The organism is Streptomyces xingningensis, assembly GCF_054957865.1.
Genome location: NZ_JBDJPF010000078.1, coordinates 1 through 24,071, shown reverse-complemented (window position 1 = coordinate 24,071; position 24,071 = coordinate 1). Strand labels below are relative to the sequence as shown.

The 24,071-nt window shown below is 71.2% G+C and carries 26 protein-coding genes, 5 tRNA genes and 1 pseudogene; 11 read left to right on the top strand and 21 right to left on the bottom strand.

Annotated features, from left to right (window positions below):
* Positions 1–29: 29 nt before the first annotated feature.
* Positions 30–1,433, bottom strand: a complete 1,404-nt coding sequence (locus ABCR83_RS28975) for a DAK2 domain-containing protein (RefSeq protein ID WP_462698185.1) — start codon at positions 1,431–1,433, stop codon at positions 30–32.
* 260 nt (positions 1,434–1,693) lie between these two features.
* Here ABCR83_RS28975 and rpmB point away from each other — a divergent pair, with 260 nt between their 5' ends.
* Positions 1,694–1,879 (top strand): 50S ribosomal protein L28, encoded by a 186-nt coding sequence (rpmB, locus tag ABCR83_RS28970; protein ID WP_199891199.1) that lies wholly within the window; start codon positions 1,694–1,696, stop codon positions 1,877–1,879.
* 146 nt (positions 1,880–2,025) lie between these two features.
* Here rpmB and thiD read toward each other — a convergent pair whose 3' ends face one another.
* Both thiD and ABCR83_RS28960 read right to left on the bottom strand, forming a co-directional pair.
* Entirely contained in the window at positions 2,026–2,844 is an 819-nt protein-coding gene (thiD, locus tag ABCR83_RS28965; protein ID WP_462698184.1) for a bifunctional hydroxymethylpyrimidine kinase/phosphomethylpyrimidine kinase, read from the bottom strand.
* An 18-nt stretch (positions 2,845–2,862) separates the two neighbouring features.
* On the bottom strand, positions 2,863–3,834 hold the full coding sequence (locus ABCR83_RS28960; RefSeq protein WP_462698183.1) for a thiamine-phosphate kinase: 972 nt from the start codon (positions 3,832–3,834) through the stop codon (positions 2,863–2,865).
* A gap of 137 nt (positions 3,835–3,971) precedes the next feature.
* On the opposite strand from ABCR83_RS28960, the gene ABCR83_RS28955 reads away from it, so the two are divergent.
* Positions 3,972–4,205 carry an Lrp/AsnC ligand binding domain-containing protein gene (locus tag ABCR83_RS28955; RefSeq protein ID WP_433023593.1) on the top strand — a complete coding sequence of 78 codons (234 nt, stop codon included), beginning with the start codon at positions 3,972–3,974 and terminating at the stop codon, positions 4,203–4,205.
* Between the two features lie 20 nt (positions 4,206–4,225).
* Positions 4,226–4,720, top strand: a complete 495-nt coding sequence (locus ABCR83_RS28950; protein WP_462698182.1) for a DUF3515 domain-containing protein — start codon at positions 4,226–4,228, stop codon at positions 4,718–4,720.
* Here ABCR83_RS28950 and ABCR83_RS28945 read toward each other — a convergent pair.
* From ABCR83_RS28945 to ABCR83_RS28935, 3 genes are read right to left on the bottom strand one after another with little or no spacing between them, the layout of a single operon-like run.
* Positions 4,717–5,865, bottom strand: coding sequence for a D-alanine--D-alanine ligase family protein (locus ABCR83_RS28945; RefSeq protein ID WP_462698181.1), 1,149 nt, complete (start codon positions 5,863–5,865; stop codon positions 4,717–4,719). The genes ABCR83_RS28950 and ABCR83_RS28945 overlap by 4 nt on opposite strands.
* Before the next feature lie 45 nt (positions 5,866–5,910).
* Complete coding sequence (locus tag ABCR83_RS28940) at positions 5,911–6,912, bottom strand: NAD(P)H-dependent glycerol-3-phosphate dehydrogenase (RefSeq protein WP_462698180.1); 1,002 nt, start codon at positions 6,910–6,912, stop codon at positions 5,911–5,913.
* Entirely contained in the window at positions 6,909–7,658 is a 750-nt protein-coding gene (locus ABCR83_RS28935; RefSeq protein WP_462698179.1) for a lysophospholipid acyltransferase family protein, read from the bottom strand. Before ABCR83_RS28935 ends, ABCR83_RS28940 begins: the two co-directional genes overlap by 4 nt.
* A 185-nt stretch (positions 7,659–7,843) precedes the next feature.
* Here ABCR83_RS28935 and cofC point away from each other — a divergent pair, with 185 nt between their 5' ends.
* Complete coding sequence (gene cofC, locus ABCR83_RS28930; protein ID WP_462698178.1) at positions 7,844–8,482, top strand: 2-phospho-L-lactate guanylyltransferase; 639 nt, start codon at positions 7,844–7,846, stop codon at positions 8,480–8,482.
* Between the two features lie 197 nt (positions 8,483–8,679).
* On the top strand, positions 8,680–8,922 hold the full coding sequence (locus ABCR83_RS28925; RefSeq protein ID WP_462698177.1) for a hypothetical protein: 243 nt from the start codon (positions 8,680–8,682) through the stop codon (positions 8,920–8,922).
* A gap of 114 nt (positions 8,923–9,036) precedes the next feature.
* On the opposite strand, the gene ABCR83_RS28920 is transcribed toward ABCR83_RS28925, so the two are convergent.
* The 4 genes from ABCR83_RS28920 to leuC all read right to left on the bottom strand — a co-directional run bounded on the left by ABCR83_RS28920 (position 9,037) and on the right by leuC (position 12,288).
* Positions 9,037–9,678 (bottom strand): HU family DNA-binding protein, encoded by a 642-nt coding sequence (locus tag ABCR83_RS28920; RefSeq protein WP_462698176.1) that lies wholly within the window; start codon positions 9,676–9,678, stop codon positions 9,037–9,039.
* Between the two features lie 121 nt (positions 9,679–9,799).
* Positions 9,800–10,045: an SCO5555 family protein gene (locus ABCR83_RS28915; protein WP_462698175.1), complete on the bottom strand. Its 246-nt coding sequence runs from the start codon at positions 10,043–10,045 to the stop codon at positions 9,800–9,802.
* Between the two features lie 169 nt (positions 10,046–10,214).
* The gene (gene leuD / locus ABCR83_RS28910) at positions 10,215–10,808 is read right to left on the bottom strand and encodes a 3-isopropylmalate dehydratase small subunit (protein ID WP_462698174.1); all 594 of its coding nucleotides are present in this window, start codon (positions 10,806–10,808) and stop codon (positions 10,215–10,217) included.
* Positions 10,809–10,866: 58 nt separating this feature from the next.
* On the bottom strand, positions 10,867–12,288 hold the full coding sequence (gene leuC / locus ABCR83_RS28905; protein ID WP_462698173.1) for a 3-isopropylmalate dehydratase large subunit: 1,422 nt from the start codon (positions 12,286–12,288) through the stop codon (positions 10,867–10,869).
* A gap of 126 nt (positions 12,289–12,414) precedes the next feature.
* Here leuC and ndgR point away from each other — a divergent pair, with 126 nt between their 5' ends.
* Positions 12,415–13,143: an IclR family transcriptional regulator NdgR gene (gene ndgR / locus ABCR83_RS28900; RefSeq protein ID WP_462698172.1), complete on the top strand. Its 729-nt coding sequence runs from the start codon at positions 12,415–12,417 to the stop codon at positions 13,141–13,143.
* On the opposite strand, the gene ABCR83_RS28895 is transcribed toward ndgR, so the two are convergent.
* Entirely contained in the window at positions 13,144–13,635 is a 492-nt protein-coding gene (locus ABCR83_RS28895) for a DUF4188 domain-containing protein (RefSeq protein WP_462698171.1), read from the bottom strand. It lies immediately after the preceding gene.
* Between the two features lie 80 nt (positions 13,636–13,715).
* On the opposite strand from ABCR83_RS28895, the gene ABCR83_RS28890 reads away from it, so the two are divergent.
* A complete protein-coding gene (locus tag ABCR83_RS28890; protein ID WP_462698170.1) occupies positions 13,716–14,360 on the top strand; it encodes a MerR family transcriptional regulator in 645 nt (214 codons plus the stop codon).
* Positions 14,361–14,381: 21 nt separating this feature from the next.
* Here ABCR83_RS28890 and ABCR83_RS28885 read toward each other — a convergent pair whose 3' ends face one another.
* The 10 genes from ABCR83_RS28885 to ABCR83_RS28840 form a co-directional block, all read right to left on the bottom strand.
* Positions 14,382–14,777: an STAS domain-containing protein gene (locus ABCR83_RS28885; protein ID WP_462698169.1), complete on the bottom strand. Its 396-nt coding sequence runs from the start codon at positions 14,775–14,777 to the stop codon at positions 14,382–14,384.
* Positions 14,778–15,063: 286 nt separating this feature from the next.
* Positions 15,064–15,136 (bottom strand) — tRNA-Glu (locus ABCR83_RS28880).
* Between the two features lie 30 nt (positions 15,137–15,166).
* A tRNA-Gln gene (locus tag ABCR83_RS28875) sits at positions 15,167–15,238 on the bottom strand.
* A 13-nt stretch (positions 15,239–15,251) separates the two neighbouring features.
* Positions 15,252–15,324: transfer RNA gene (locus ABCR83_RS28870), tRNA-Glu, on the bottom strand.
* Positions 15,325–15,387: 63 nt separating this feature from the next.
* A tRNA-Glu gene (locus ABCR83_RS28865) sits at positions 15,388–15,460 on the bottom strand.
* 57 nt (positions 15,461–15,517) lie between these two features.
* Positions 15,518–15,589: transfer RNA gene (locus ABCR83_RS28860), tRNA-Gln, on the bottom strand.
* An 88-nt stretch (positions 15,590–15,677) separates the two neighbouring features.
* Complete coding sequence (locus ABCR83_RS28855) at positions 15,678–16,409, bottom strand: HAD family hydrolase (RefSeq protein ID WP_462698168.1); 732 nt, start codon at positions 16,407–16,409, stop codon at positions 15,678–15,680.
* A gap of 29 nt (positions 16,410–16,438) precedes the next feature.
* Positions 16,439–17,923, bottom strand: coding sequence for a glutamate--tRNA ligase (gltX, locus tag ABCR83_RS28850; RefSeq protein WP_462698167.1), 1,485 nt, complete (start codon positions 17,921–17,923; stop codon positions 16,439–16,441).
* The gene (locus tag ABCR83_RS28845; RefSeq protein ID WP_462698166.1) at positions 17,916–18,716 is read right to left on the bottom strand and encodes a fumarylacetoacetate hydrolase family protein; all 801 of its coding nucleotides are present in this window, start codon (positions 18,714–18,716) and stop codon (positions 17,916–17,918) included. The genes gltX and ABCR83_RS28845 overlap by 8 nt, the downstream gene beginning before the upstream one ends.
* An 86-nt stretch (positions 18,717–18,802) precedes the next feature.
* Positions 18,803–18,988: a hypothetical protein gene (locus tag ABCR83_RS28840; protein ID WP_462698165.1), complete on the bottom strand. Its 186-nt coding sequence runs from the start codon at positions 18,986–18,988 to the stop codon at positions 18,803–18,805.
* A gap of 503 nt (positions 18,989–19,491) precedes the next feature.
* Between ABCR83_RS28840 and ABCR83_RS28835 the strand changes: the two genes are divergently transcribed.
* The 4 genes and pseudogenes from ABCR83_RS28835 to ABCR83_RS28820 form a co-directional block, all read left to right on the top strand.
* Positions 19,492–23,022, top strand: coding sequence for a sensor histidine kinase (locus ABCR83_RS28835; RefSeq protein WP_462698164.1), 3,531 nt, complete (start codon positions 19,492–19,494; stop codon positions 23,020–23,022).
* Positions 23,023–23,445, top strand: coding sequence for a roadblock/LC7 domain-containing protein (locus tag ABCR83_RS28830; RefSeq protein WP_462698163.1), 423 nt, complete (start codon positions 23,023–23,025; stop codon positions 23,443–23,445). It abuts the gene before it with no gap.
* A gap of 102 nt (positions 23,446–23,547) precedes the next feature.
* Positions 23,548–23,955 (top strand): DUF742 domain-containing protein, encoded by a 408-nt coding sequence (locus ABCR83_RS28825; protein ID WP_462698162.1) that lies wholly within the window; start codon positions 23,548–23,550, stop codon positions 23,953–23,955.
* Positions 23,936–24,071: pseudogene (locus tag ABCR83_RS28820) on the top strand (ATP-binding protein); the annotation flags it as partial. The gene ABCR83_RS28825 and the pseudogene ABCR83_RS28820, both read left to right, overlap by 20 nt.

Below are 24,071 nucleotides of genomic sequence, written 5' to 3'. Positions count from 1 at the left end.
GCGCGGGGGGGTGGTGTGGTGTTGTGCGGTCATTCAACCACCACAAACCACCTCCAAAACCCCCCGGTGGGGGGGGGGTGGTGTGTTTGTGGGCGGGGGGCTGGCGTGTGTGGGGGTTGCTTTGGGGGCGGTGGTTTTGGGTGTTGGCCGCGCGGAGCTTGCCGGGGGGCGGGGGGGGGGATCCGGCCCCCCCGGCCGCCCTCGGGGGGGGCGTGGGCCGCGGCGGCCGCCGCCCAACGCCGCAGCTCGGCGTCGTTGGGCAGCAGCACCACCTCGTGCGCGTGGGCGCGCCGGATCGCCTGGACCAGCTCGCCGCTGGCGGGCGGCTCCCCCGGCCGCGCGGCCACCACGGTCGCTCCGGCCTCGGCGCACAGCCGGGCCAGCCCTTCGCCGGGCACCACCGCCACGGCGGCCCGCTGCACCCGCTCGCGGGTGCGGGTGCGCTCCTCGGTGGCGCCGCCGAAGTGGGTGATACGGACGCGGTACGGGCGCCCGGCCTCGATGCCCGCCTCGACCGCGGCCCCGGCGTCGTCCACGTGCACATGCACGTTCCACAGCCCGTCGCCGCCGACCACCACCAGCGATTCGCCCAGCGCGTCCAGCCGGGTCCGCAGCCGGGCGACCGCGTCGTCGCCGGCCTCCAGCAGATAGATCACCTCGAAGGCGGGCCCGGCGCCGGGGACACCCCCGAGGTCGGCGGGGCAGCGTTCGGCCCGCCAGGCGCCGGTGGCCGGGCCCTCGCCGGGCGCCGGGGCGCCGCCCGCGAGGGCGCCGGAGAGCGCGCCCAGCACCTCGACCAGGCCCTTGCCGCCCGCATCGACCACTCCGGCCCGGCCCAGCACCGCCAGCTGGCCGGGGGTCGCCGCCAGGGCGGTACGGGCGCCCTCGTACGCCGCGCGGGCCACCGCCGTACCGTCGTCGCCCGGCACCGCCGTCGCGGCCTCGGCGGCGGCCGTCGCGACCGTGAGGATGGTGCCCTCCACCGGGCGGGCCACCCCCTCGTAGGCGGACTCGACCGCGCGCCGCAGGGCGGCCCCGATCGCGCCGCCGGCGCCCCGGTGACGCTCGTCACCGGCGGCCGCCAGCACCTCGGCCATGCCGCGCAGCAGCTGCGCCAGGATGGTGCCGGAGTTGCCGCGGGCCCCTATCAGCGCGCCGTGGGCCATGGCCCGTACGGCCTCGGGCAGGCCGGGGCGGGAGCCGGGTCCGGCGGTGGCATGGCCCTCGAAGACGGCCTCGACGGCCCGGGCGGCGGATTCGACGGTCAGATAGAGGTTGGTTCCGGTGTCGCCGTCCGCGACCGGGTAGACGTTGATCGCGTCGATCTCCTCGCGGGCCCGGCCGAGCGCCTCCAGCGCCAGGGCGCACCAGGCACGTACCGCGGCGGCGTCGAGGGGGCGCCCCCGGACGAAGTCCGGGGAAGAGTGCGGCACCTGTGACCTCCTGGGACTGGGGCGATGGGGGCACAGTAGTCGGGCCGGGAGGCCCGGCGGACGGGCCGGGCGGGATCCGGGCCGGTCATGGTAGTTTCGTTGTCCGGGAGCGGTCGTTGTATGCTGCTCCGGTTGCCTGATGAGAATCAGGCCATCTCCCTGAACCGCCGGTCACTCACTGGGATCTCGGCGCGCAGGGATTCACCGTACGTGCCTGTCGTCCCTGCGTGAGCGGGGGTGACCCGTCTTTGGAGTAACCCGTGGCTGCCAACTGCGACGTCTGCGGCAAGGGGCCGGGCTTCGGCAACAGCATCTCGCACTCGCACCGCCGTACCTCCCGCCGTTGGAACCCCAACATTCAGCGGGTGCGTGCCAAGGTCGGTGCGACGCCGAAGCGGCTCAACGTCTGCACCTCGTGCATCAAGGCCGGCAAGGTCTCGCGCTAACAGCGAGGTCTGTCCCGCGTCAGCGGGGGTGATCCGGTCTCGCGCCAGTCGCGCAGCCCCACCCGGTTGCTGGAGCCGGTCCCTTCCCGGGACCGGCTTTTCGCATGCCCGGAACCGGCCCGCACCGGAACCGGCCCGCAATCGGTTCAGCGGCCCCTGAGCGCCCACCCGTGGTCCACCGGCCCGATCCCCGCACCCAGCGGGAAACCGGCGGCGATGGCCCCGGTGACATATTCCTTGGCCGTGGCCACCGCGTCCGGCACCGAGCGCCCCTTCGCCAGCTCCGCGGCGATCGCGCTCGCCAGGGTACAGCCGGTGCCGTGGGTATGGCGGTTGGCATGGCGCGGTGCCCGCAGCCAGTGCTCCTCGGCGCCGTCCGTCAGCAGGTCCACGGCCTCGCTCCCGGCCGCCAGATGCCCGCCCTTGATCAGCGCCCAGCGCGGCCCGTGGGACAGCACCGCGGCGGCCGCCCGGCGCAGACCGGCCTCCGTGGCGACCCGTACGCCGGTGAGCCAGGCGACCTCGTCCAGGTTGGGGGTGGCGACCGTGGCGACGGGCAGCAGTCTGGTCCGGACCGCGTCCAGCGCGGAGGCGGCCAGCAGTGGGTCGCCGTGCTTGGAGATGCCCACGGGGTCGACCACCACGGGCGCGTCCACGCCCGCGAGCAGGGTGGCGACGGTCTCCACCAGCTCGGCGGAGGCGAGCATGCCGGTCTTGACGGCCTGGACCCCGATGTCGTCGACGACGCTGTGGAACTGGGCCCGTACCACCGCCGCGGGCAGCGGCCAGGCGCCCTGCACACCACGGGAGTTCTGCGCCGTCACCGCCGTGACCACGCTCATCCCGTGCGCCCCGAGGGCGAGCATGGTCTTGAGGTCGGCCTGGATGCCCGCACCCCCGCCGGAGTCGGAGCCGGCGACGGTCAGCACGCGGGGAGGTGACGGAGATATCGCGGTCGTCGGCATGGTGGCGAATCTACCGGCTCACTCCTCGGGCTCCTGGTCCCCGAAGTGGTCCCAGCCGCTCGACCGGTCCCAGGGTGCGCCGTCCACCGTCACCTGGGGCAGCGCGGAAGGGTTGACCACCTCGCCGATGATCTTCCAGCGTGCCGGAAGCTTGACGTCCGCCGGGAAGGTGGCCACGATCGCGTGGTCCTCGCCCCCGGTCAGCACCCACTGCAGCGGGTCGACGCCGACGGCCTGCCCGATGTCCGACATCTGCGTCGGCACATCGATTGCGGCCGTGCGCAGGTCGATGCGGACCTTGCTGGCCTCCGCGATGTGCCCGAGGTCGGCGATGAGGCCGTCGCTGACGTCGGTCATCGCGGTGGCCCCGAGCGAGGCCGCGGCCGGTCCGGCGTGGTACGGCGGTTCGGGCCGCCGGTGGGCCTCGACGAAGGCGCGCGGCGAGCGGAAGCCCCGGGAGAGCACCGCGAGCCCGGCCGCCGACCAGCCCAGCCAGCCGGTGACCGCGACCACGTCGCCCGGCTGGGCACCGGCCCGGGTGACCGGCTCATGGTTGCGCAGGTCGCCCAGGGCCGTGATGGCGACGGTGATCGTCTCACCGCGCACCACGTCCCCGCCGACCACCGCGGCCCCCGCGACCTGGCACTCGTCACGGATGCCGTCCATCAGCTCGACGGGCCAGGTGGCGGGCAGTTCGGCCGGGACGACGAGCGCGAGCAGCACGGCGGTGGGGACCGCGCCCATGGCGGCGATGTCGGCGAGGTTCTGCGCCGCGGCCTTGCGGCCGACGTCATAGGCGGTGGACCAGTCGCGGCGGAAGTGCCGCCCCTCCAGCAGCACGTCCGTACTGGCCACCACCCGCCGGTCGGGCGCCGCGACCACCGCGGCGTCGTCCCCCGGCCCCAGCCGGACCGCCGGTGTGGTGGTGAGCCGGGAGGTCAGCTCCTTGATGAGCCCGAACTCCCCCAACTCGCCGACGGTGCCTTTCACAGCGCTCCTCCTCGGAGTCTCGGTTTGCACGTGATCCGCGCCGCGCAGGCCGCGCGGGTCTCCCCGTGTCGTACGGCGGCGCGGTACGGTGGCGTCTCTTCTCCCCACATGATCCTCGTAGCCGCCCTGGAGGTTCCGTGGTACAGGCGTACATCCTGATCCAGACCGAGGTCGGCAAGGCGTCGACCGTGGCCGAAGTCATCTCGAAGATCACAGGAGTGATCCAGGCCGAGGACGTCACCGGTCCCTATGACGTCATCGTCCGCGCCCAGGCCGACACCGTGGACGCGCTCGGTCGCATGGTGGTCGCCAAGGTCCAGCAGGTCGAGGGCATCACCCGCACCCTGACCTGCCCGGTGGTCCACCTCTAGTCCCCCCGTATGCTCGGCCGGTGAAGTCTTCGCTCCACCGGCCCCTCGGCCTGTCCGCCGTGGCCCTGCTGCTGACGGCCGTGGCCTGCTCGGCCCCGGGCGAGCCCGCGGCGCCGGCGGCACCCACGCCGCCGGCCGCCGAGGCCGCGTTCTGCCGGGCGCTGCACAAGGAACTGCCGGGGACCGTGGACGGCCGCGAGCGGCACGACCCGGTTCCTGCTTCGGACTTTACCGCCGCCTGGGGCGGCCGTCCGGCGATCGTCCTGCGCTGCGGGGTCCCGAAGCCGAAGCTGCTGCAGCACAACCCGGCCGCGGACGCGGCGGAGATCGACGGAGTCGACTGGCTGCCCGAGAAGCAGCCCGACGGCAGCGTCCGCTGCACCACCACCCTGCGCGAGGCCTGGGTCGAGGTGACGCTGCCGAAGCAGGTCACCGGCGGCGTCGGCGACATCGGTGCGCTGGCCGACCTCGCCGACGCCGTCAGGAAGACGATCCCCGAAGGGATCATCTCCTAGCGCAGGCCCGTCGGGCGGCGCAGCGCCGCCTGGATCAGCCGGTCCACCAGCTCCGGGTAACCGACCCCGCTCTCCTGCCACATGCGCGGGTACATGGAGATGGGCGTGAAACCGGGCATGGTGTTGATCTCGTTGATGACGAACTCGCCGTCCTCGGTGAGGAAGAAGTCCGCGCGCACCAGCCCTTCGCAGGACGTCGCCTCAAAGGCCTGCACGGCCAGTTCCTGCACCCGGCGCGTCTCGTCCTCGGTCAGCGGCGCGGGCACGATGCCGGAGGCGGAGTCGATGTACTTGGCCTCGAAGTCGTAGAAGTCGTGCGACTGGACCGGCGGGATCTCGGCGGGCACGCTGGCCCGCGGCCCGTCCTCGAACTCCAGCACCCCGCACTCGATCTCGCGGCCGCGCAACAACGATTCGACCAGGATCTTGGGATCGTGGCGCTGTGCCTCGGCGATGGCCTCGTCCAGGCCGGAGAGGTCGTCGACCTTGGTGATGCCGATGGACGAACCGGCGCGCGCGGGCTTGACGAAGACCGGCCAGCCGTGTTCGCCGGCGAAGTCCACGATCTTCTTCCGGGCGGCGGCGGGATCGCCCTGCCATTCGCGGGGGCGGATCACCATATACGGGCCGACCGGCAGCCCGTAGGAGATGAAGATCCGCTTCATGTACTCCTTGTCCTGGCCGACGGCCGAGGCGAGCACGCCCGCGCCGACATAGGGGATGCCCGCGAGGTCGAGCATGCCCTGGAGGGTGCCGTCCTCGCCGTACGGGCCGTGCAGCATCGGGAAGACCACGTCGACTTCGCCGAGCGCCTTGGGCACGGAGCCGGGTTCGCTGTAGACGACCTCGCGGTTGGCGGGGGCGACCGGCAGCACCACTTCCCCCTCGGCCGATTCGGCGAGCTGCTCCACGCTCGGCAGCGCTCGGTCGGCGATGGCCATCCGCTCGGGGTCGTCGGCCGTGAGGGCCCAACGGCCGTCGGTGGTAATGCCGATCGGCAGCACGTCGTACTTGGTGCGGTCGATGGCGCGCAGCACGGCGCCGGCGGTGACCACGGAGATCGCGTGCTCGGAACTGCGACCGCCGAAGACGACCGCGACACGCGGCTTCCGGTCAGGGCTCTGGGAGGAGGTCTCGCTGCTCATATCGGCTTGAGACTACCTGGTGGGCCGTCGGCAACGGCCCGAGGTTCAGTGCCGCTCGGGCTTGGCGCTGCGCGACATCAGCTCCTTGAGGGCCGCCATGGGGGATTTGCCCTCGTGCACGATGCCCACCACGGTCTCGGTGATCGGCATGTCCACCCGGTGACGGCGGGCCAGATCCAGCACGGATTCACAGGACTTGACGCCCTCGGCGGTCTGTTTGGTGGTGGCGATGGTCTCGGCGAGGGTCATGCCCCGGCCGAGGTTGGTGCCGAAGGTGTGGTTGCGGGAGAGCGGCGAGGAGCAGGTCGCGACGAGGTCGCCCATCCCGGCCAGCCCGGCGAAGGTGTGCGCGTCGGCGCCCATCGCCAGCCCCAGCCGGGTGGTCTCGGCCAGGCCGCGGGTGATGAGCGAGGCCTTGGCGTTGTCCCCGAGCCCCATGCCGTCGGCGATGCCCACGGCGAGGGCGATGACGTTCTTGACGGCGCCGCCGAGTTCACAGCCGACCACATCGGTGTTGGTGTACGGGCGGAAGTACGCGGTGTGGCAGGCGGCCTGGAGCCGCTTGGCGACGGCCTCGTCGCGGCAGGCGACGACGGCCGCGGCGGGCTGCCGGGCGGCGATCTCCTTGGCCAGGTTGGGACCGGTGAGCACCGCGACCCGGTCCGGTGTGACCTTGGCGACCTCCTCGATGACCTCGCTCATCCGCTTGGCGGTGCCGAGTTCGACGCCCTTCATCAGGGAGACCAGCACGGTGTCCGCGGCGAGCAGGGGTGCCCAGGCGGTGAGGTTGCCGCGCAGCGTCTGGGAGGGCACGGCGAGTACGGTGAACTCCGCGTCCCGCGCCGCCTCGGCGGGATCGGTGGTGGCCCGTACGGCCGCCGGGAGTTCGACGCCGGGCAGGTAGTCGGGGTTGGTGCGGCCGGTGTTGAGGGCCTCCACCAGCTCGGCCCGGCGGCCCCACATGGTCACCCGGCAGCCCGCGTCGGCGAGCACCATGGCGAAGGCCGTGCCCCAGGAGCCGGTGCCGAAGACGGCGCAGCGCGTCACTTGGAGTCCTCCTGTGCCTTCCGGCGGGCGGCGGCACGGGCCTTCCGGTGGTTGTACGGTTCTGCGGGGGCGGGCTCGCCCCGGAGTTCGGCGAGGAGTTCGGTGATCGCGGCCATGATCTTGTCGGTGACCTCGCGCAGCACCTCGGCGGTCGGATCCTTGCCGTAGTACGCCGAGAGGTCGACCGGCGGGCCAGCCAGCACCCTGAACGTCTTGCGGGGGAAGAGCCGCAGCTTCTTCTCCTTGGCGTACGGCGGCATCGCCTGGTGGGCTCCCCACTGGGCGACCGGAATCACCGGGGCCTTGGTGAGCAGGGCGACGCGGGCGGCTCCGGTCTTGCCCTCCATGGGCCACAGACCGGGGTCGCGGGTCAGGGTGCCCTCGGGGTAGAAGGCCACGCACTCGCCCTTGTTGATGGCCTCGACGGCGGCCCGGAAGGCGGTGGCGGCGTCGGTGGTCTCGCGGTAGACGGGGATCTGCCCGGTCCCGCGCAGTACCGCCCCGACCAGGCTGCCCTTGAAGAGGCCGGCCTTGGCCAGGAAGCGGGGCACGCGCCCGGTGTTGTACTGGTAGTGGGCGTATGCCAGCGGGTCCAGATAGGAGTTGTGGTTGACCGCGGTAATAAATCCGCCGTCGGCCGGAATGTGCTCCATTCCCCGCCAGTCCCGCTTGAACAGAACCACGAGTGGCGGTTTCAGCACCACTGCCGTAAAGCGGTACCAGAAGCCGATTCTGTGGCGGGACACTCGGACACCCTTCTGCCGGGACATGGAAGCTTCCGCGGGTCTGTAGCTCACCCGGGAGCCGGACAAGTGTCGCCCCAGATACCCGGTCTGTCGAGAACACCGTAACCCTGTGCTCTGCGGGGGGCCGCGGCAGCGGGTGACAATGCGGGTGACAATGGGGCCGACACGAGGAGAGGGGGCGCAGGGTGGCCTGGAGCCTGGTGGTGCCGCTGAAATCGCTGGCCGTGGCCAAGAGCCGCCTCGCACGGACCGCGGTGGCCGCCCCACGGTCCGCGCTGGCGCTGGCCTTCGCCCTGGACACCGTCGATGCAGCGCTGGCCTGTGGGTCCGTGCGGGATGTGGCGGTCGTCACGAACGATCTGCTGGCCAGGGCGGAACTCTCCGCGCTCGGCGCGTGGACGGTGGCCGAGCCACCGGGCGGCGGGCTGAACGCGGCGCTCTCGCACGGGGCCCGTGCCGTTCGGGCACGGTGGCCGCACTCGGCGGTCGCCACCCTCAACGCGGATCTCCCGGCGCTGCGTCCGGCCGAACTCGGGCGGGTGCTCGATTCCGCCGCCGAATTTCCGCGCGCATTTCTCGCCGATGCGGCGGGAATCGGAACGACGCTGCTCGCGGCGGCTCCCGGAAATGCTTTGGAGCCGGCGTTCGAAGGGCACTCACGCGCCCGGCACCGTGCTTCCGGAGCACGGGAAATCGAGCTGGCGGGGGTCGAATCCGTGCGCCAGGACGTGGACACCGAGGCGGATTTGCGGGTGGCCCTGGCACTCGGCGTGGGTCCCCGGACGGCGGCCGCGGCCGGCGGCGCCCGCGCCGGCCGCCCCTGACGCGGCCCCAGTGCCGCGTCAGCCGGGGTTCGCCCCGTCGTGACGCCCGGCACGCCCTCTCGCCGCACCGGCCGAAAGCCCAAGTACGTCCAAGTACGTCCAGTACGAGTCTTCCGGCCGGCACGCCGAGAGCACGCACCGGACGCCGCTCCTTACGGGCAAACCCCGGCTGACGCGGCACTGGCTAAGCTTCCGGCATGCAGGCCACCGCGTACACCTACGACCCTCGGACCCGCTCCGGGAGCGTGCTCCTGGACGACGGCACCCCGGTGCCGTTCGACGCCGCCGCCTTCGACGCGGGCGGTCTGCGGCTGCTGCGTCCCGGGCAACGGGTGCGCATCGAATGCGAAGGGCCCGACACCGCGGAGGTCCCTGAAGGGGCCTCCGGGAAAGGGGCGCAGGGCCTCCGGGTGACCCTGGTGACGCTCTCGACCCTCTGAAGGCCGCTACGGGCGCCCACGGGGCGTACAACACCCTTGGTGCTGCCCTCCACATGCCGCGGGCCGGGCTCCCCGGAGGGAGCCCGGCCCGGCGCATGACGCCGTTCGCTGCCGTTACTTCTTCTTGGCGGCGGCCTTCTTGGCGGTGGTCTTGCGCGTGGTGGTCTTGCGCGCGGTGGCCTTCTTGGCGGGAGCGGTCTTCTTCGCCACCGCCTTCTTGGCGGCGGCCTTCTTCGCCGTCACCGTCTTCTTGGCGGCCGCCTTCTTGGCGGTGACGGCCTTCTTGGCGGTGGTCTTCTTCGCGGTGACCTTCTTGGCCGTGGTCTTCTTCATCGCCGCCTTCTTGGCGGTGACGGCCTTCTTCGCCGCCGTCTTCTTCGCGGTGGCCTTCTTCGCCGCCGCCTTGACGGTGGCCTTGCCGCCCGAAAGGCTGCCCTTGGGCGCCTTCTTCACCGCGACCTCGCCGCCCTTCGGCAGCTTCTTCGTGCCGGCCACCAGGTCCTTGAAGCCCTGGCCCGCGCGGAAGCGCGGCACCGAGGTCTTCTTGACCCGCACGCGCTCACCGGTCTGCGGGTTGCGGGCGTAACGGGCCGGGCGGTCAACCTTCTCGAACGAGCCGAAGCCGGTGACCGAAACCCGGTCACCGGCAACAACCGCACGGACAACGGCGTCGAGTACCGCGTCGACAGCGTCCGAGGCCTGCTGACGGCCACCGAGCTTGTCGGCAATCGCTTCAACGAGCTGCGCCTTGTTCACGTCTTCCCCTTCGGAGACTTCGCTGGAATTGTTCCAGCCTTTTCGCACATTAGGCAGATATATACCGCAAATCAAACACGAAACGGTCTAATCACCCTTGTGCCGCAACGAACCCGACCCATCACGGAGTTCCGTCGGTGCCGCGTTCTGAAGGGAAACGGCCCTCGTCGAGGTCGTTCATCAGCCGGTCCAGACGCATTGCCGCGTCTGAGAGATCGTGCTTCGCCACGGCCGTGATGGCCAGCAGCTTCCGGGACAGCGCCACCCGTACGCCCTCCGGGACTTGCAGTGCGCGCACCCGTGAGTGCGCTTCTTTGAGTTGGTCGGCGACGAGCCGGTAGAGCTCGAGTTGGCTGTCGCGTCCCATGCACCGATTGTGCCATCTGAGGCGAGTTGTCGCCTCACGGGGCCTCAACAGAGTGATGCGCCCCTTGTCCGCAGACAAGGGGCGCATCATGTCAAACCCTGGGTGAGCAGTGAAAATCCGGGGTCGCACAGCGGTGGCGCGGTGGGCCGAACGGGCGTGAAAACCCGCTTCAGATCAGGGCGGTGGAGGGCTTGAAGGAGGGCCGACGGGCCTCGTACGCGGCGATGTCCGCCTCGCGCCGGAGGGTGAGTCCGATGTCGTCCAGCCCCTCCAGGAGCCGCCACCGGGCGTTCTCGTCAAGCTCAAAATCAGCCGTGATGCCCTCGGCCCGAACCTGACGGGCGACGAGGTCCACCGTCACCGGCACGGTGGGGTCCGCCTCGGTCAGCGCCCACAGCTCATCGATGGTCCGCTGCGGCAGGACGACCGTCAGCAGACCGTTCTTGAGCGAGTTGCCGCGGAAGATGTCGGCGAAGCGGGCCGAGACAACGGCCTTGAACCCGTAGTTCTGCAGGGCCCAGACCGCGTGTTCGCGAGAGGAGCCGGTGCCGAAGTCGGGGCCGGCCACCAGGACCGAGGCGCCCGCGCGCTCGGGCCGGTTGAGCACGAACTCCGGGTCCTTGCGCCAGGCCTCGAAGAGGCCGTCCTCAAATCCGTCGCGGGTGACCTTCTTCAGCCAGTGCGCCGGGATGATCTGGTCGGTGTCCACATTGCTCCGGCGCAGCGGGACGGCCCGGCCGGTGTGGGTGGTGAAAGCTTCCATGGTGCTTGCTCCTTCCCTCTTCGCCGCCTCGGGGGCTGCGGTAGGGTGCTCTGCGCGATCAGGCCGCCAGGACGGGGTCGGTGGTGAGGTCGGCGGGTGAGGCCAAATGGCCCAGCACCGCGGTGGCGGCGGCGACCTGGGGCGACACCAGGTGGGTACGGCCGCCCTTCCCCTGCCTGCCTTCGAAGTTGCGGTTGGAGGTCGACGCGGACCGCTCGCCCGGCGCGAGTTGGTCGGGGTTCATGCCCAGGCACATCGAACAGCCGGCGTGCCGCCACTCGGCCCCGGCGGTGGTGAACACCTTGTCCAGGCCCTCCTCGACGGCCTGCAGTGCCACGCGTACGGAGCCGGGGACGACCAGCATCCGGACCCCGTCGGCGACCTGCCGGCCGTGCAACACGGCGGCCGCGGCCCGCAGGTCCTCGATCCGGCCATTGGTGCAGGAGCCCACGAAGACGGTGTCCACCCGGATCTCCCGCAGCGCCTGACCCGCCGTCAACCCCATGTATTCCAGGGCCTTTTCGGCGGCAAAGCGGTCCGAGGGGTCCGGGTACGAGGCCGGGTCGGGAACCGTGGCGGACAGCGGGGCGCCCTGCCCCGGGTTGGTGCCCCAGGTGACGAACGGGGAGAGCCCGGCCGCGTCGATGACCACTTCGCGGTCGAAGACGGCGTCCTCGTCGGTGCGCAGGGTGCGCCAGTGGGCGACGGCCTCGTCCCAGTCGGCACCCCGGGGCGCGTGCGGACGGTCCTTGAGGTAGGCGAAGGTGGTCTCGTCGGGGGCGATCATGCCGGCCCGGGCGCCCGCCTCGATGGACATGTTGCAGACGGTCATGCGCGCCTCCATCGACAGTTTTTCGATGGCCGGGCCGCGGTATTCGATGACATGGCCCTGGCCGCCGCCGGTGCCGATCCGTGCGATGACGGCCAGGATCAGGTCCTTGGCCGTGACGCCCTCGGGGAGTTCGCCCTCGACGGTGACCGCCATCGTCCGGAACGGCGCCAGCGGCAGCGTCTGGGTGGCCAGTACATGCTCGACCTGGCTGGTGCCGATGCCGAACGCCAGCGCGCCGAAGGCGCCGTGGGTGGAGGTATGGCTGTCGCCGCAGACCACCGTGGTGCCGGGCTGGGTGAGTCCCAGTTGCGGTCCCACCACATGGACGACGCCCTGTTCCACATCGCCCAGCGGGTGCAGCCGCACCCCGAATTCGGCGCAGTTGGCGCGCAGGGTCTCCAACTGGGTGCGGGAGACCGGGTCCGCGATGGGCTTGTCGATGTCGAGGGTGGGGGTGTTGTGGTCCTCGGTGGCGATGGTCAGGTCGAGGCGGCGGACCCGGCGCCCGGCCTGGCGCAGCCCGTCGAACGCCTGCGGGCTGGTGACCTCGTGCAGCAGGTGCAGATCGATGAAGAGGAGGTCGGGCTCGCCCGCCGCGCGCGTGACGACATGGTCGTCCCAGACCTTCTCCGCGAGTGTCCGTCCCATCGCTGTCCCTCCGGCCGACGCACCGCCGGCCCATTCGATTGCCGTTGGAGTGCTGTCCGTACAGGTTGGACCCTCGCGCCAGAATATGAACTTGCGTTTCATAGTGTGAGACGCGAGGATCGTTGCATGGACAATTCAGGCGGCTCCTCGAGTGGTGTGGGCGTTCTCGACAAGGCGGCACTGGTGCTGAGCGCGCTGGAGTCCGGTCCGGCGACCCTGGCCGGGCTGGTCACCGCCACCGGGCTGGCCCGCCCGACGGCCCACCGGCTCGCGGTGGCACTGGAGCACCACCGGATGGTGGCGCGCGACATGCAGGGCCGGTTCATCCTCGGCCCCCGGCTGAGCGAGCTGGCGGCGGCGGCCGGCGAGGACCGGCTGCTGGCCACGGCGGGGCCGGTGCTCACCCATCTGCGGGATGTGACGGGCGAGAGCGCCCAGCTCTACCGGCGCCAGGGAGACATGCGCATCTGCGTGGCCGCCGCGGAACGCCTGTCCGGATTGCGGGACACCGTTCCCGTGGGCTCCACCCTGCCGATGAAGGCCGGTTCCGCCGCCCAGGTGCTGATGGCCTGGGAGGAGCCCGAGCGGCTGCACCGCGGCCTGCAGGGCGCCCGCTTCACGGCGACCGCGCTCTCCGGCGTCCGGCGCCGGGGCTGGGCCCAGTCGATCGGCGAGCGCGAGCCCGGCGTCGCCTCGGTCTCCGCCCCCGTGCGCGGCCCGTCCAACCGCGTGGTGGCGGCCGTCTCGGTCTCCGGCCCCATCGAGCGCCTGACCCGCCACCCGGGCCGCATGCACGCCCAGGCGGTCCTCGACGCGGCCGTCCGCCTCACCGAGGCGCTGCGCCGCAACGGCTGATCACCCCGCGCGGTGCGCCAGCCGCTGGGCGGCCCGTTCCCCGCGCCGGGCAACGGGCTCGACACCCCATGCCGCACCGAGCCCGAAGGCCGGCATGCCGCTGTAGAGCACCTCATACGAACCCGCCGGGACGAGGTAGGTCTCGTGCCAGATGCCGACCTTCCCCGCACTGCCGCGCGCCCGGCGGTTGAACGCCGCCCAGGCGGGGCGGTGCTCCCGCTGTCCGTCGGAGGCATAGGCGAGCAGCTTGTCCCGCGACTCCCAGTACTGGACGACGGTATGGACCCGGGGCCCGCCGGAATACAGCCGATACCCCAGCAGCCCGCTGCCCTTGTCGCGCGAGAGCTCCCTGAGCATGCGCGACATGGCGGCGAAGGCGGGAATCCAGTGGCGCACGGCACGCCACCGGTTGATGCGCATGCCGATGAGAAAGACGACCACCTCACCCTCGGCCGCCGCCGTGACCCGCCCGGCTATCGGTGCTGTATCCATGCGAAAATCCCTCCCTTTTCTTGGATAGTGGCACTATCCATGCTTGGATAATGCCACTATCCAGAGAGGGAGTGCAAGGGATGCGGCTGGCGGAATTGAGCGAGCGCAGCGGGGTGTCCACCGCCACGATCAAGTACTACCTGCGGGAGGGGCTGCTCCAGCCCGGCCGCCGGCTCTCCGCCACCCAGGCCGAGTACGGCGAGGACCAGCTGCGCCGACTGCGCCTGGTGCGGGCGCTGATCCAGATCGGCAAGGTCCCGGTGGCCGCCGCGCGCGAGGTGATCGCCGCCGCGGAGGACGAGTCACTGGACCACCACATGCGGCTCGGCGCGGCCACCTGGGCGCTGCCGTACGACGCCGGGCCCGCCGCGGACGACGCGGCGGCCGGGGCGGCACGCCGCTCGGTGGACGCGCTGCTGGAGCGGCTGGGCTGGCACTGCACACCCGGGTTCGGCGAGTACTCCCCCGCCTACCGGATGCTCGTCACCTCGGTCTCCGCGCTGGCCAGGCTGGGCTACCCCTGCGACACCGAGCATCTGCTGCCCTATGGGCGGCTCGCCGCCGAGCTGGCCGTCACCGACCTGGACCTGGTGGAGGAGCACCCCACCCGGGCCGGCCAGATCGAGGCGGCCGTCGCCCTGACCGTGCTGTACGAGCCGGTGCTGCTGAGTCTGCGCAGACTGGCACACGCGGAGGAGTCGGCCCGGCGGTTCGCCCCCGGCTAGCGGCCGTCCGGAATCCGGACGTCACAGCAGCCCGGCGTCCCGGGCGGCGCGTACGGGGCGGCGCACACCGGTCCGCACACCAGGGCGCGCCGCCGCCAGCCGGAGCCCGGGGGTCCGGTCCCAGCCGATCAGCGTGATCACCTGCATCAGCTGCGGCGCCAGGCCGGACAGCTCGACGGTGCGGTGCCGGGCGGCCCGGGCTCTGGCGAAGGTCATCAACAGCCGGAGTCCGCCCAGGTCCAGGAATTCCACCCGGGACATCTCCAGGCGCACCTCACCACGCACCGCCGCGAGGGATCGCAGGGCGTCCCTGAGCTGCCGGCACGAGGCGGCGTCGACGGCTCCCGCCAGGCGCAGCCCGGGTGGACGATGGGTAGGGACGACGACCAGTTCGGCCGGGCCGACAAGAGGATCCACTTCGACGCTCCCCGAATGAGCCGATGTCAAGGCGTCCGGCGCGGTGGACGGGCACCGGCGGAGCCGAACTCCCGCGCCGGCCGGGCCTGCTGACGCGGCAGGCGCCAACTCGCCGCCGGGCGAGGGGGATTCACCCGGTGTGCGGGGCTCGCCGCGGTCCGCGCCATGGGGATGGACCATGCGGGGAATTATGGCGCCGGGGCGAAGCCGCGAGAAGGGCGCATGGACCACTGGCCGGACAGCAAAAGATGCCCCTCGCTCATGCGAAAGGCATCTTTTCTTCTTGTACCCCCGACCGGATTCGAACCGGCGCTACTGCCTTGAGAGGGCAGCGTGCTAGGCCGCTACACAACGGGGGCCAGCTTGTTTGCAGATCGCGAAGACCAGCGCTGGGCTACCAGGACTCGAACCTAGACTAAATGAACCAGAATCACTCGTGCTGCCAATTACACCATAGCCCATGGTGTTAACCAGTACCCCCGACCGGATTCGAACCGGCGCTACCGCCTTGAGAGGGCGGCGTGCTAGGCCGCTACACAACGGGGGCCCTAGCGATCCATTCTCATCGCCTCCGAATTGAAATTCCGGATGGTGATGGATTCAGGATCTGTACCCCCGACCGGATTCGAACCGGCGCTACCGCCTTGAGAGGGCGGCGTGCTAGGCCGCTACACAACGGGGGCTAGAACACTGCATTTACCAAGAGAATATCCCCGAAAGAAATTCGCTGAATTCTCTTGCTGGGGTACCAGGACTCGAACCTAGACTAAGTGAACCAGAATCACTCGTGCTGCCAATTACACCATACCCCACCAGAACTCGACCCCCCTGAAGGGGTCTTGCTCGGCTTGCGCCCTCCGCTCCGGCCTCTCGGCCCTCCTGGGCGGCGCAGGAAGAACATTACCCGAAGGTGGACGGGGCTCCAAAACCGATAACCCGCCACAGCAGCTCAGGCAGCTCCTCAAGCCCTTCGATCCGCCACACACCGTCCGGCACGGTGTTCACCTCCGCGCCGCGCGCACGATCCAGCCACACCCCGCACAGTCCGGCCCGGTGCGCCGCGATCGCGTCGGTGTCCAGCTGATCGCCCACGTACACCACCTCGCCGGGCGGCAGCCGCAGCGCGGCGCAGGCGGCGTGGAACGCCCGGGGATCCGGCTTGGCGCAGCCCAGCCGGTCCGCGCACACCACCCGCTCGAAGTGCCGCCGCAGCCCCAGCGCACGAAGCTTGCGCTCCTGGTACACGGTGGCGGAATTGGAGAGCACCGCGTGCCGGAAGTGCGGAGTGAGGGCGTCCAGGGCGGGCCGGGCATCCGGGAAGAGGGCCCAGGCGGCCTCGTAATGACGGACGTAACGGGCGAACCAGGCATCGGCCTCCGTATTGCGGAGAGGCGCGTCCAGAAAGGCCCGCACCCGCTCACGGCGGTGCTCCCGGAAGTCGATCTCCCCGGCGAGGAAGCGCGCGAACTGCGCCTCCATCACCTCACGCCAGAGGCCGAAGGCCTGCTCCGCGGTGTCGTACCGCGACAGCAGGCCTTCGGCCTCGAGATGGCGCGCCACACCGGTCCGGTCGGACCCGGTGTAGTCGAAGAGGGTGTCGTCGACGTCCCAGAGGACGGCTCGTATTGCCATGACACCGACGGTATCCCCGTCCGGCGCCGCTACGCCGCCGACTTCGCCAGCGCCGCGTCCACCCGGGCCAGGGTGCGGTCGCGGCCCAGGATCTCGAGGGACTCAAAAAGCGGCAGGCCCACCGTGCGGCCGGTGACGGCGACGCGGACCGGGGCCTGCGCCTTGCCGAGCTTGAGACCGTGCTCCTCGCCGGCGACGACGACGGCGGCCTTGAGGGCATCGGCGTTCCACGCCGCGCCCTCGAGGTCACCCAGCTTCGCGCGGGCGGTGCGCAGCAGGGCGTCCGAGCCCTCCTTCATCGCCTTGGCCCAGGACGCCTCGTCCTCCACCGGCTGGTCGAGGAAGAGGAAGTCGACATTGGCGGTGATGTCGGAGAGGACGGTGAGGCGGGTCTGGGCCAGCGGGGCCAGTGCCGCGAAGGCATCCGCATCAAAGGCCTCGGGCGCCCAGTTGGCGTGCGGGGCCCTGAGCCAGGGGTCGCAGGCCTCGATGAACGCCTTGATGTCCAGCCGGCGGATGTGATCGGCGTTGATCGCCTCGGCCTTCTTGAGGTCGAAGCGGGCCGGGTTGGCGTTGACGTCCTCGATGTCAAAGGCCGCGACCATCTCCGCCATGGAGAAGATGTCCTGGTCGGCGGAGAGCGACCAGCCCAGCAGGGAAAGGTAGTTGAGCAGGCCCTGTGGGAGGAAGCCGCGCTCCCGGTAGAGGTTGAGGGAGGACTGCGGTTCGCGCTTGGAGAGCTTCTTGTTGCCCTCGCCCATGACATACGGCAGGTGACCGAAGCGCGGGGTGCTGCCGTTGCCGACGCCGATCTCGGCGAGTGCGGCATAGAGCGCGATCTGGCGGGGCGTCGAGGAGAGCAGGTCCTCGCCGCGCAGCACATGGGTGATCTCCATCAGCGCGTCGTCGACGGGGTTGACGAGCGTGTAGAGCGGGGCGCCGTTGGCGCGGACGATGCCGAAGTCCGGCACGTTCTCCGGGGTGAAGGTCAGCTCGCCGCGGACCAGGTCGGTGAAGGTGACCGGCTCGTCGGGCATCCGGAAGCGGACGATGGGGGTGCGGCCCTCGGCCTCGTACCCGGCGATTTGCCCGGCGGAGAGCTCACGGCACTGGCCGTCGTAGCCGGAGGGCCGGCCGGCGGCGCGGGCGGCCTCGCGGCGGGCGTCGAGTTCCTCGGTGGTGCAGTAGCACTTGTAGGCGAAGCCGCGCTCCAGCAGCCTGGCGGCGACGTCCCGGTAGATGTCCATCCGCTGCGACTGGCGGTACGGCGCGTGCGGGCCGCCGACCTCGGGGCCCTCGTCCCAGTCGAAGCCCAGCCAGCGCATCGAGTCGAGCAGCTGCTGGTACGACTCCTCCGAGTCGCGGGCCGCGTCGGTGTCCTCGATGCGGAAGACCAGGGTGCCGCCGTGGTGGCGGGCGAACGCCCAGTTGAACAGGGCGGTGCGGACCATGCCCACATGAGGGTTGCCGGTCGGGGAGGGACAGAAACGTACGCGGACGGATCCATTAGCCACGCTTGATCACCTTGTTGGTGAGAGTGCCGATGCCTTCGATGGTGACGGCGACCTCGTCGCCGACGTTCAGGGGGCCGACCCCGGCCGGGGTGCCGGTGAGGACGACATCGCCGGGGAGCAGCGTCATCGCCTCGGTGATGTGGACGATCAGCTCCTCGATGGAGCGCACCATGTCGGCGGTGCGGCCGAGCTGGCGCTGTTCGCCGTTGACGGTGCACATGATGCCGAGGTCGCCGGGGTCGAGTTCGGTCTCCACCCAGGGGCCCAGCGGGCAGGAGGTGTCGAAGCCCTTGGCCCGGGCCCACTGCTTCTCGCGCCGCTGGACGTCGCGTGCGGTGATGTCGTTGGCGCAGGTGTAGCCGAGGATGACGTCCTTGACGCGCTCGCGCGGGACCTCGCGGCACATCCGGCCGATGACCACGGCCAGTTCGGCCTCGTGGTGCAGTTCGTTGGAGAACGTGGGGTAGACGATGGGGTCGCCGGGGCCGATGACCGCGGTGGACGGCTTGAAGAAGGCGACCGGGGCCTCGGGACGCCCTTGATCGTCAACGATGGTGTTGCCCAGCTCCGCGGCGTGCTCGGCGTAGTTGCGGCCGATGGCGACGACCTTGCTGGGCAGGACGGGCGGCAGCAGCCGCACCTTGTCCAGCGGGATCTTCTGCCCGGAGCGCTCGAATTCGGCGAACGGGTGTCCCTTGATGATGTCGAGGACGGGGCCGCCTTCGGAGTTGGCGTCCCCCTCCACGACACCAAAGGCGACATTGCCTTCGAGGGAGAATCTGGCGATGCGCACGGGAAGCTGCTGCCCCTATCTGATCCGGCCGGAGTCTGACGCTCCAGGCTATCGCGGGGGGCGGGTGTGCCCCGTGCGCCGCGTGATCAACTCTGGGGCGTCCAGGACGGCGCGGTCATCAGGGTGGTGCGGCGCGGGTTGGCGGTGACGGACGGCAACTCCATGGCGTGCTCGGGACGCTCGGCCCCGGAGAGGCCCTGGGTGTCCTCGAGGTGCGCCAGCGTGGTGCGGCGCGGGTTGGCGGTCTTGCGGGAGGGCATGGTCGTCTTCACTGCGGGATGCCTCGCGTTGTCGTCATATTCGGTGCCTTGGGCCGTATATATCGGTGCCTTGGGCCGTGCAAAAGTTCAGGCTAGGCGCGCCTTTCCCCACCGATACGCCGGAAAAGCCGAGGGTCACCTGTGAGCTTGCTCACGAAGTTACCGAAAAATGCCGCGAAACAGGCACTCCACACGTCATCGCGAAACGGACATTGCAGGGCCGAACCTGACGTTCCGCTCCCGATCATGGCGACTGGGACACCGATCGACTCCCGAGCACCATTGGGGAACTCATAGGCAAATGTCCAATATTGCGGAGTGAACCCCCCACGTATCGCAACCCCATGCGCACCCACCGTCACCCCGAGTGCCGTTGTATGCACCGGCCTTGTTGACCGATCCGGCACTGTGCTGGAATTCCACGGACCGCCAGGGGGGCACCGCGGTCCCCCCACGACTCGACACCGTCCCTCCGCTCATCCGGTGGGGCGCCTGGTCCAGAGGTTGCGACGCTAGTGCAGGGACGTTTCAAGAGGGATGGCAGCGCTGCGGCGGAGCCGGAGCCGCACGGTGCGACCGACCGCGGCACGGCGGGCAGCGCCGGCGCCGATGGCGCCGCGCCGCTCGGCGGCGAGCCCGCCGCCGAGCGGCCGAAGGCGAAGGAGCCGAGCGGGCCGGGCGCACGAATAGCCCTGCGCAACTGGCGCATCAGCACCCGACTGGTCTCCCTGCTCGCCCTGCCCGTCGCCGCCGCGACGACCCTGGGCGTCCTGGCCGTCAACACCTCGCTCGACAATGTCGACCAGCTCGACCACATGAAGCTCCTCACGGAGATGACGGGCCGGGCCACCGACCTCGCGAACGCGCTCCAGGAGGAGCGCGACAAGTCGGCCGGCCCGCTGACCAAGCAGAACGACAAGGACGACGACGTCGTCGCCCCCCGGCACAAGACCGACCTGGCCATCAAGTCCTTCAAGGAGGTCACCGGCCAGGTCAAGGCCGGCGACTCGACGATGGTCGGCGTGTCCACCACCCTGGTCGACATCAGCAAGCAGCTCGACAAGATCAAGGATGTCCGGGACGGGGCGTACAAGGACTCCGAGTACATCGCCAAGTCGGTCAATGAATACGACGGCCTGATCGTCTCGTTGCTGTCCCTCTCCCAGGACATGGCCCAGGCCACCAGCAACAGCGAGATGATCTCCGCGACCCGGGCGCTGGCGGCCTTCTCCAACGCCAAGGAGTACGCCTCCATCCAGCGCGCGGTGATCAGCGCCGGTCTCGCCAACCGCCAGGGCGCCTACCTCTCCCCCAACGACCTCCAGTACGGCAAGTCCGCCCTGGACAACGAGGACGAGGCGCTCAAGCGCTTCCGCGCCATCCGCCGCGATGACAACCAGGACCTCATGGCGGCCCTCGACGGCAGCGTCGTCGAGATCACCGCGGCCGACACCTATGCCAACCGCGTGCTCACCAAGAAGGGCGCGCTGAAGGTCGACCCGATCTCCTACCGCGACTGGTACGACCGGGACAGCAACAAGCTCACCGAGATGACCAAGATCGAGAACACCCTGCTGTCCGAGATGGACCAGCAGGCCAAGTCGCTCCGGGACGACGCCAATCAGGAAGCCATCCTCAACGGTGCGCTGATCGTGCTGGTCCTCGGCATCTCGCTGGTCGGCGCGTTCGTGATGGCCCGCTCCATGGTCAAGTCGCTGCGCCGGCTCCAGGACACCGCGCAGAAGGTCGCCCAGGAGCGCCTGCCCGAGCTGGTCAAGCAGCTCTCCGAGAGCGACCCCCAGGACGTCGACACCACCGTCGAGTCCGTCGGTGTGCACAGCCGGGACGAGATCGGCAGGGTGGCCGCGGCCTTCGACGAGGTGCACCGCGAGGCGGTCCGGCTCGCCGCCGAGCAGGCCCTGCTGCGGGGCAACGTCAACGCGATGTTTACCAACCTCTCGCGCCGGAGCCAGGGCCTCATCCAGCGTCAGCTCTCGCTCATCTCCGAGCTGGAGAGCCGCGAGGCCGACCCCGACCAGCTGTCCTCGCTGTTCAAGCTCGACCACCTCGCCACCCGTATGCGCCGGAACGGCGAAAACCTCCTGGTCCTCGCCGGTGAGGAGCCCGGCCGCCGGTGGACCCGGCCGGTGCCGCTGGTCGACGTGCTGCGCGCCGCCGCCTCCGAGGTGGAGCAGTACGAGCGCATCGAGCTGACCGGAGTACCGCCGACCGAGGTGGCCGGCCGCGTCGTCAACGACCTGGTGCACCTGCTCGCCGAGCTGCTGGAGAACGCAACCTCCTTCTCCTCGCCGCAGACCAAGGTCAAGGTCACCGGTCATGCCCTGCCGGACGGGCGGGTGCTGGTCGAGATCCATGACACCGGCATCGGCCTCTCCCCCGACGACCTGGCCGCGATCAACGAGCGGCTGGCCAGCCCGCCGACCGTCGATGTCTCGGTGTCCCGGCGCATGGGCCTGTTCGTGGTCGGCCGCCTGTCCCTGCGGCACGGCATCCGCATCCAGCTGCGTCCGTCCGACTCGGGCGGCACCACCGCGCTGGTCATGCTTCCGGTGGACGTCGCCCAGGGCGGCAAGAAGCCGGCCCCGGGCGCTCCCGCGGTGCCCGGCGCCGGCGGCGCGCCGGGTGGCCCGCTGGGTTCCGCGCCCGGCCGCCCCCAGGTTCCGGGCCCCGGCCCCCGGCCCGCCCTGTCGGGCCGCAGCACCACGGCCGAACCCGCCACCACCCCCAGCGGCCTGCCGACCCGGCCGCAGCCCGGGCCCGCCCCCGGTGCGGGCGCGGGCAGCGGCTCGGGCGGCCGCAGCCTCTTCGACACCCCGCCGCGCGGCACGGACCACTCGGGCGCCGAGGGCCGCCCGCCGCTCCTGCCCCGAGGCGGCAAGGGACCCGCCGCGATCAGGCCGGTGGGCAGCGCCGGGCGCCGTCCGCAGCTGCCGACGCGGGGCGCGGCCGACGCCGACCAGCCCGGCCGCCCGGCTCCCAGCTGGGGCAGCGACCAGCCGCCGGCGACCCCCAAGGCCGCCCCGGTGGACGACTGGCCGCTGGCCTCGGACGGTTCCCCGCGGGCCGCCCAGGACACCCCGCGCGGTCATGAGGACGTGGAGAGCACCGGCCGCTTCGCCGTGCCGCCGAGCGGCGGGCCCGGCGACACCGGCGAGTTCCCCCGGCTCCCGTCGCCGGAGCGGCCCTCCCAGGCCACCGGCCAGCACCGACTCCCCGACACCACCGGCCAGTTCGCCCGCCCCGAACCGGCCGAGGCCCAGGACTCCGACACCACCGGCCGGTTCGCCCTGCCCGACGGCACCCCGCGCGGCGCCGAGCCCGACGGCACCACCGGGTTCCCCCGCCTCACCGCGGTGCCCGCGCCGGACAACAGCGCCACCGGCGAGTTCGGCGTCCCACCGGGCAACGGCCCGGGCGACACCGCCGAGTTCCCCCAGCTCCCGTCGGCGGAGCGGCCGTCCGAGGGCACCGGCCAGCACCGACTCCCCGACACCACCGGCCAGTTCGCCCTGCCGCCGGCCGAGCCCGAGCCGGAGGCGGCCCAGCTGCCGCCCGCCGGCCCCGGCGACGGACGGACCCCGGTGTTCGAGGAGTTGGAGTCGCACTGGTTCCGCGGTGCGGCCGGCGAGAGCCGGGCGTCCGTGCCGGAGCAGCCCGCCGAGATCCCGCGCCGACTGCCCCGCCGCGAACCGCGCCAGTCCCTCCAGCAGCCCCCGGGCCCGCAGGACACCTGGCACGACACCGCCAACGACGAGCGCTGGCGCCGGGCCGAGCAGGTCCGCGAGCCCGCAGCGGGCGGCACCACCCCGTCCGGGCTGCCCCGGCGCGTGCCGCGCGCCAACCTCGTCGAGGGCGCGGCCCAGCAGCAGTCCCAGCCGACCGGTCCGCAGATCTCGCGTGCGCCCGATGACGTACGCGGCCGACTGACCAATCTGCGCCGGGGCATTCAGCAGGGACGTCAGGCCGGCACCGGCCCGGCCACCGGAAGCCATCACCCCGGCCCCACCTACCAGCAGGAGCGTTAGTTGAGCCCGATGAGCCAGGCGGCGCAGAATCTGAACTGGTTGATCACCAACTTCGTGGAGAACACCCCGGGGGTGTCCCACACGGTGGTGGTGTCCGCCGATGGACTGCTGCTGGCGATGTCCGAAGGGTTTCCGCGGGACCGTGCGGACCAGTTGGCGGCGGTGGCCTCCGGCCTGACCTCGCTGACGGCCGGCGCGTCCCGGATCTTCGAGGGGGGCGCGGTCAACCAGACCGTGGTGGAGATGGAGCGCGGCTTCCTCTTCATCATGTCCATCTCGGACGGCTCCTCACTGGCCGTCCTCGCCCACCCGGAGTGCGACATCGGCCTGGTGGGCTATGAGATGGCCCTGCTGGTCGACCGCGCGGGCAACGTCCTGACGCCCGACCTCCGCGCCGAACTGCAGGGAAGCCTGCTGAACTGACCGTACACACACCGCAAATCCCGTCCGACCGTACGGCCGAAGCTCCCACCGGCCCCCGCTCGACGGCATTATTGCCTTCCTGCTGTCCCGCCCGGAGGATTCATGACCCCGCCCGCCTCGCCCGGCCCGTACGGCGCCGCTCACCACACGCCGTACGGGAGTGAAGGCGACCAGCCGCTGGTCCGCCCCTATGCCATGACGGGCGGCCGGACCCGGCCGCGCTACCAGCTCGCCATCGAGGCACTGGTCAGCTCCACGGCCGACCCGGCGCACCTCGGGAACCTGCTTCCCGAGCACCAGCGGATCTGCCACCTGTGCCGGGAGGTCAAGTCGGTGGCGGAGGTCTCCGCGCTGCTGAACATGCCCCTGGGCGTGGCGCGGATCCTGGTCGCGGACCTGGCGGAGGCCGGCATGGTGGCGATCCACCAGCCGGGCGGCAGCGGCGAGTCCGGTGGTACGCCGGATGTGACACTGCTCGAAAGGGTGCTCAGTGGACTTCGGAAGCTCTAGTGGCAGCGCCGACCGCGCCACGACCTCCGCGAAGATCGTGGTGGCCGGTGGCTTCGGAGTAGGCAAGACCACGTTCGTCGGCGCGGTCTCGGAGATCAACCCGCTGCGCACCGAAG

Excerpts from the sequence above, each read along its gene's own strand:
- ABCR83_RS28945 (WP_462698181.1), bottom strand. The coding sequence starts at position 5,865 with ATGAGCAGCGAGACCTCCTCCCAGAGCCCTGACCGGAAGCCGCGTGTC.
- ABCR83_RS28895 (WP_462698171.1), bottom strand. The coding sequence starts at position 13,635 with ATGGATACAGCACCGATAGCCGGGCGGGTCACGGCGGCGGCCGAGGGT.
- ABCR83_RS28915 (WP_462698175.1), bottom strand. The coding sequence starts at position 10,045 with ATGGGACGCGACAGCCAACTCGAGCTCTACCGGCTCGTCGCCGACCAA.
- ABCR83_RS28890 (WP_462698170.1), top strand. The coding sequence starts at position 13,716 with ATGCGGCTGGCGGAATTGAGCGAGCGCAGCGGGGTGTCCACCGCCACG.
- ndgR (WP_462698172.1), top strand. The coding sequence starts at position 12,415 with ATGGACAATTCAGGCGGCTCCTCGAGTGGTGTGGGCGTTCTCGACAAG.
- thiD (WP_462698184.1), bottom strand. The coding sequence starts at position 2,844 with ATGCCGACGACCGCGATATCTCCGTCACCTCCCCGCGTGCTGACCGTC.
- ABCR83_RS28925 (WP_462698177.1), top strand. The coding sequence starts at position 8,680 with ATGCAGGCCACCGCGTACACCTACGACCCTCGGACCCGCTCCGGGAGC.
- leuD (WP_462698174.1), bottom strand. The coding sequence starts at position 10,808 with ATGGAAGCTTTCACCACCCACACCGGCCGGGCCGTCCCGCTGCGCCGG.
- ABCR83_RS28855 (WP_462698168.1), bottom strand. The coding sequence starts at position 16,409 with ATGGCAATACGAGCCGTCCTCTGGGACGTCGACGACACCCTCTTCGAC.
- leuC (WP_462698173.1), bottom strand. The coding sequence starts at position 12,288 with ATGGGACGGACACTCGCGGAGAAGGTCTGGGACGACCATGTCGTCACG.
- ABCR83_RS28825 (WP_462698162.1), top strand. The coding sequence starts at position 23,548 with ATGACCCCGCCCGCCTCGCCCGGCCCGTACGGCGCCGCTCACCACACG.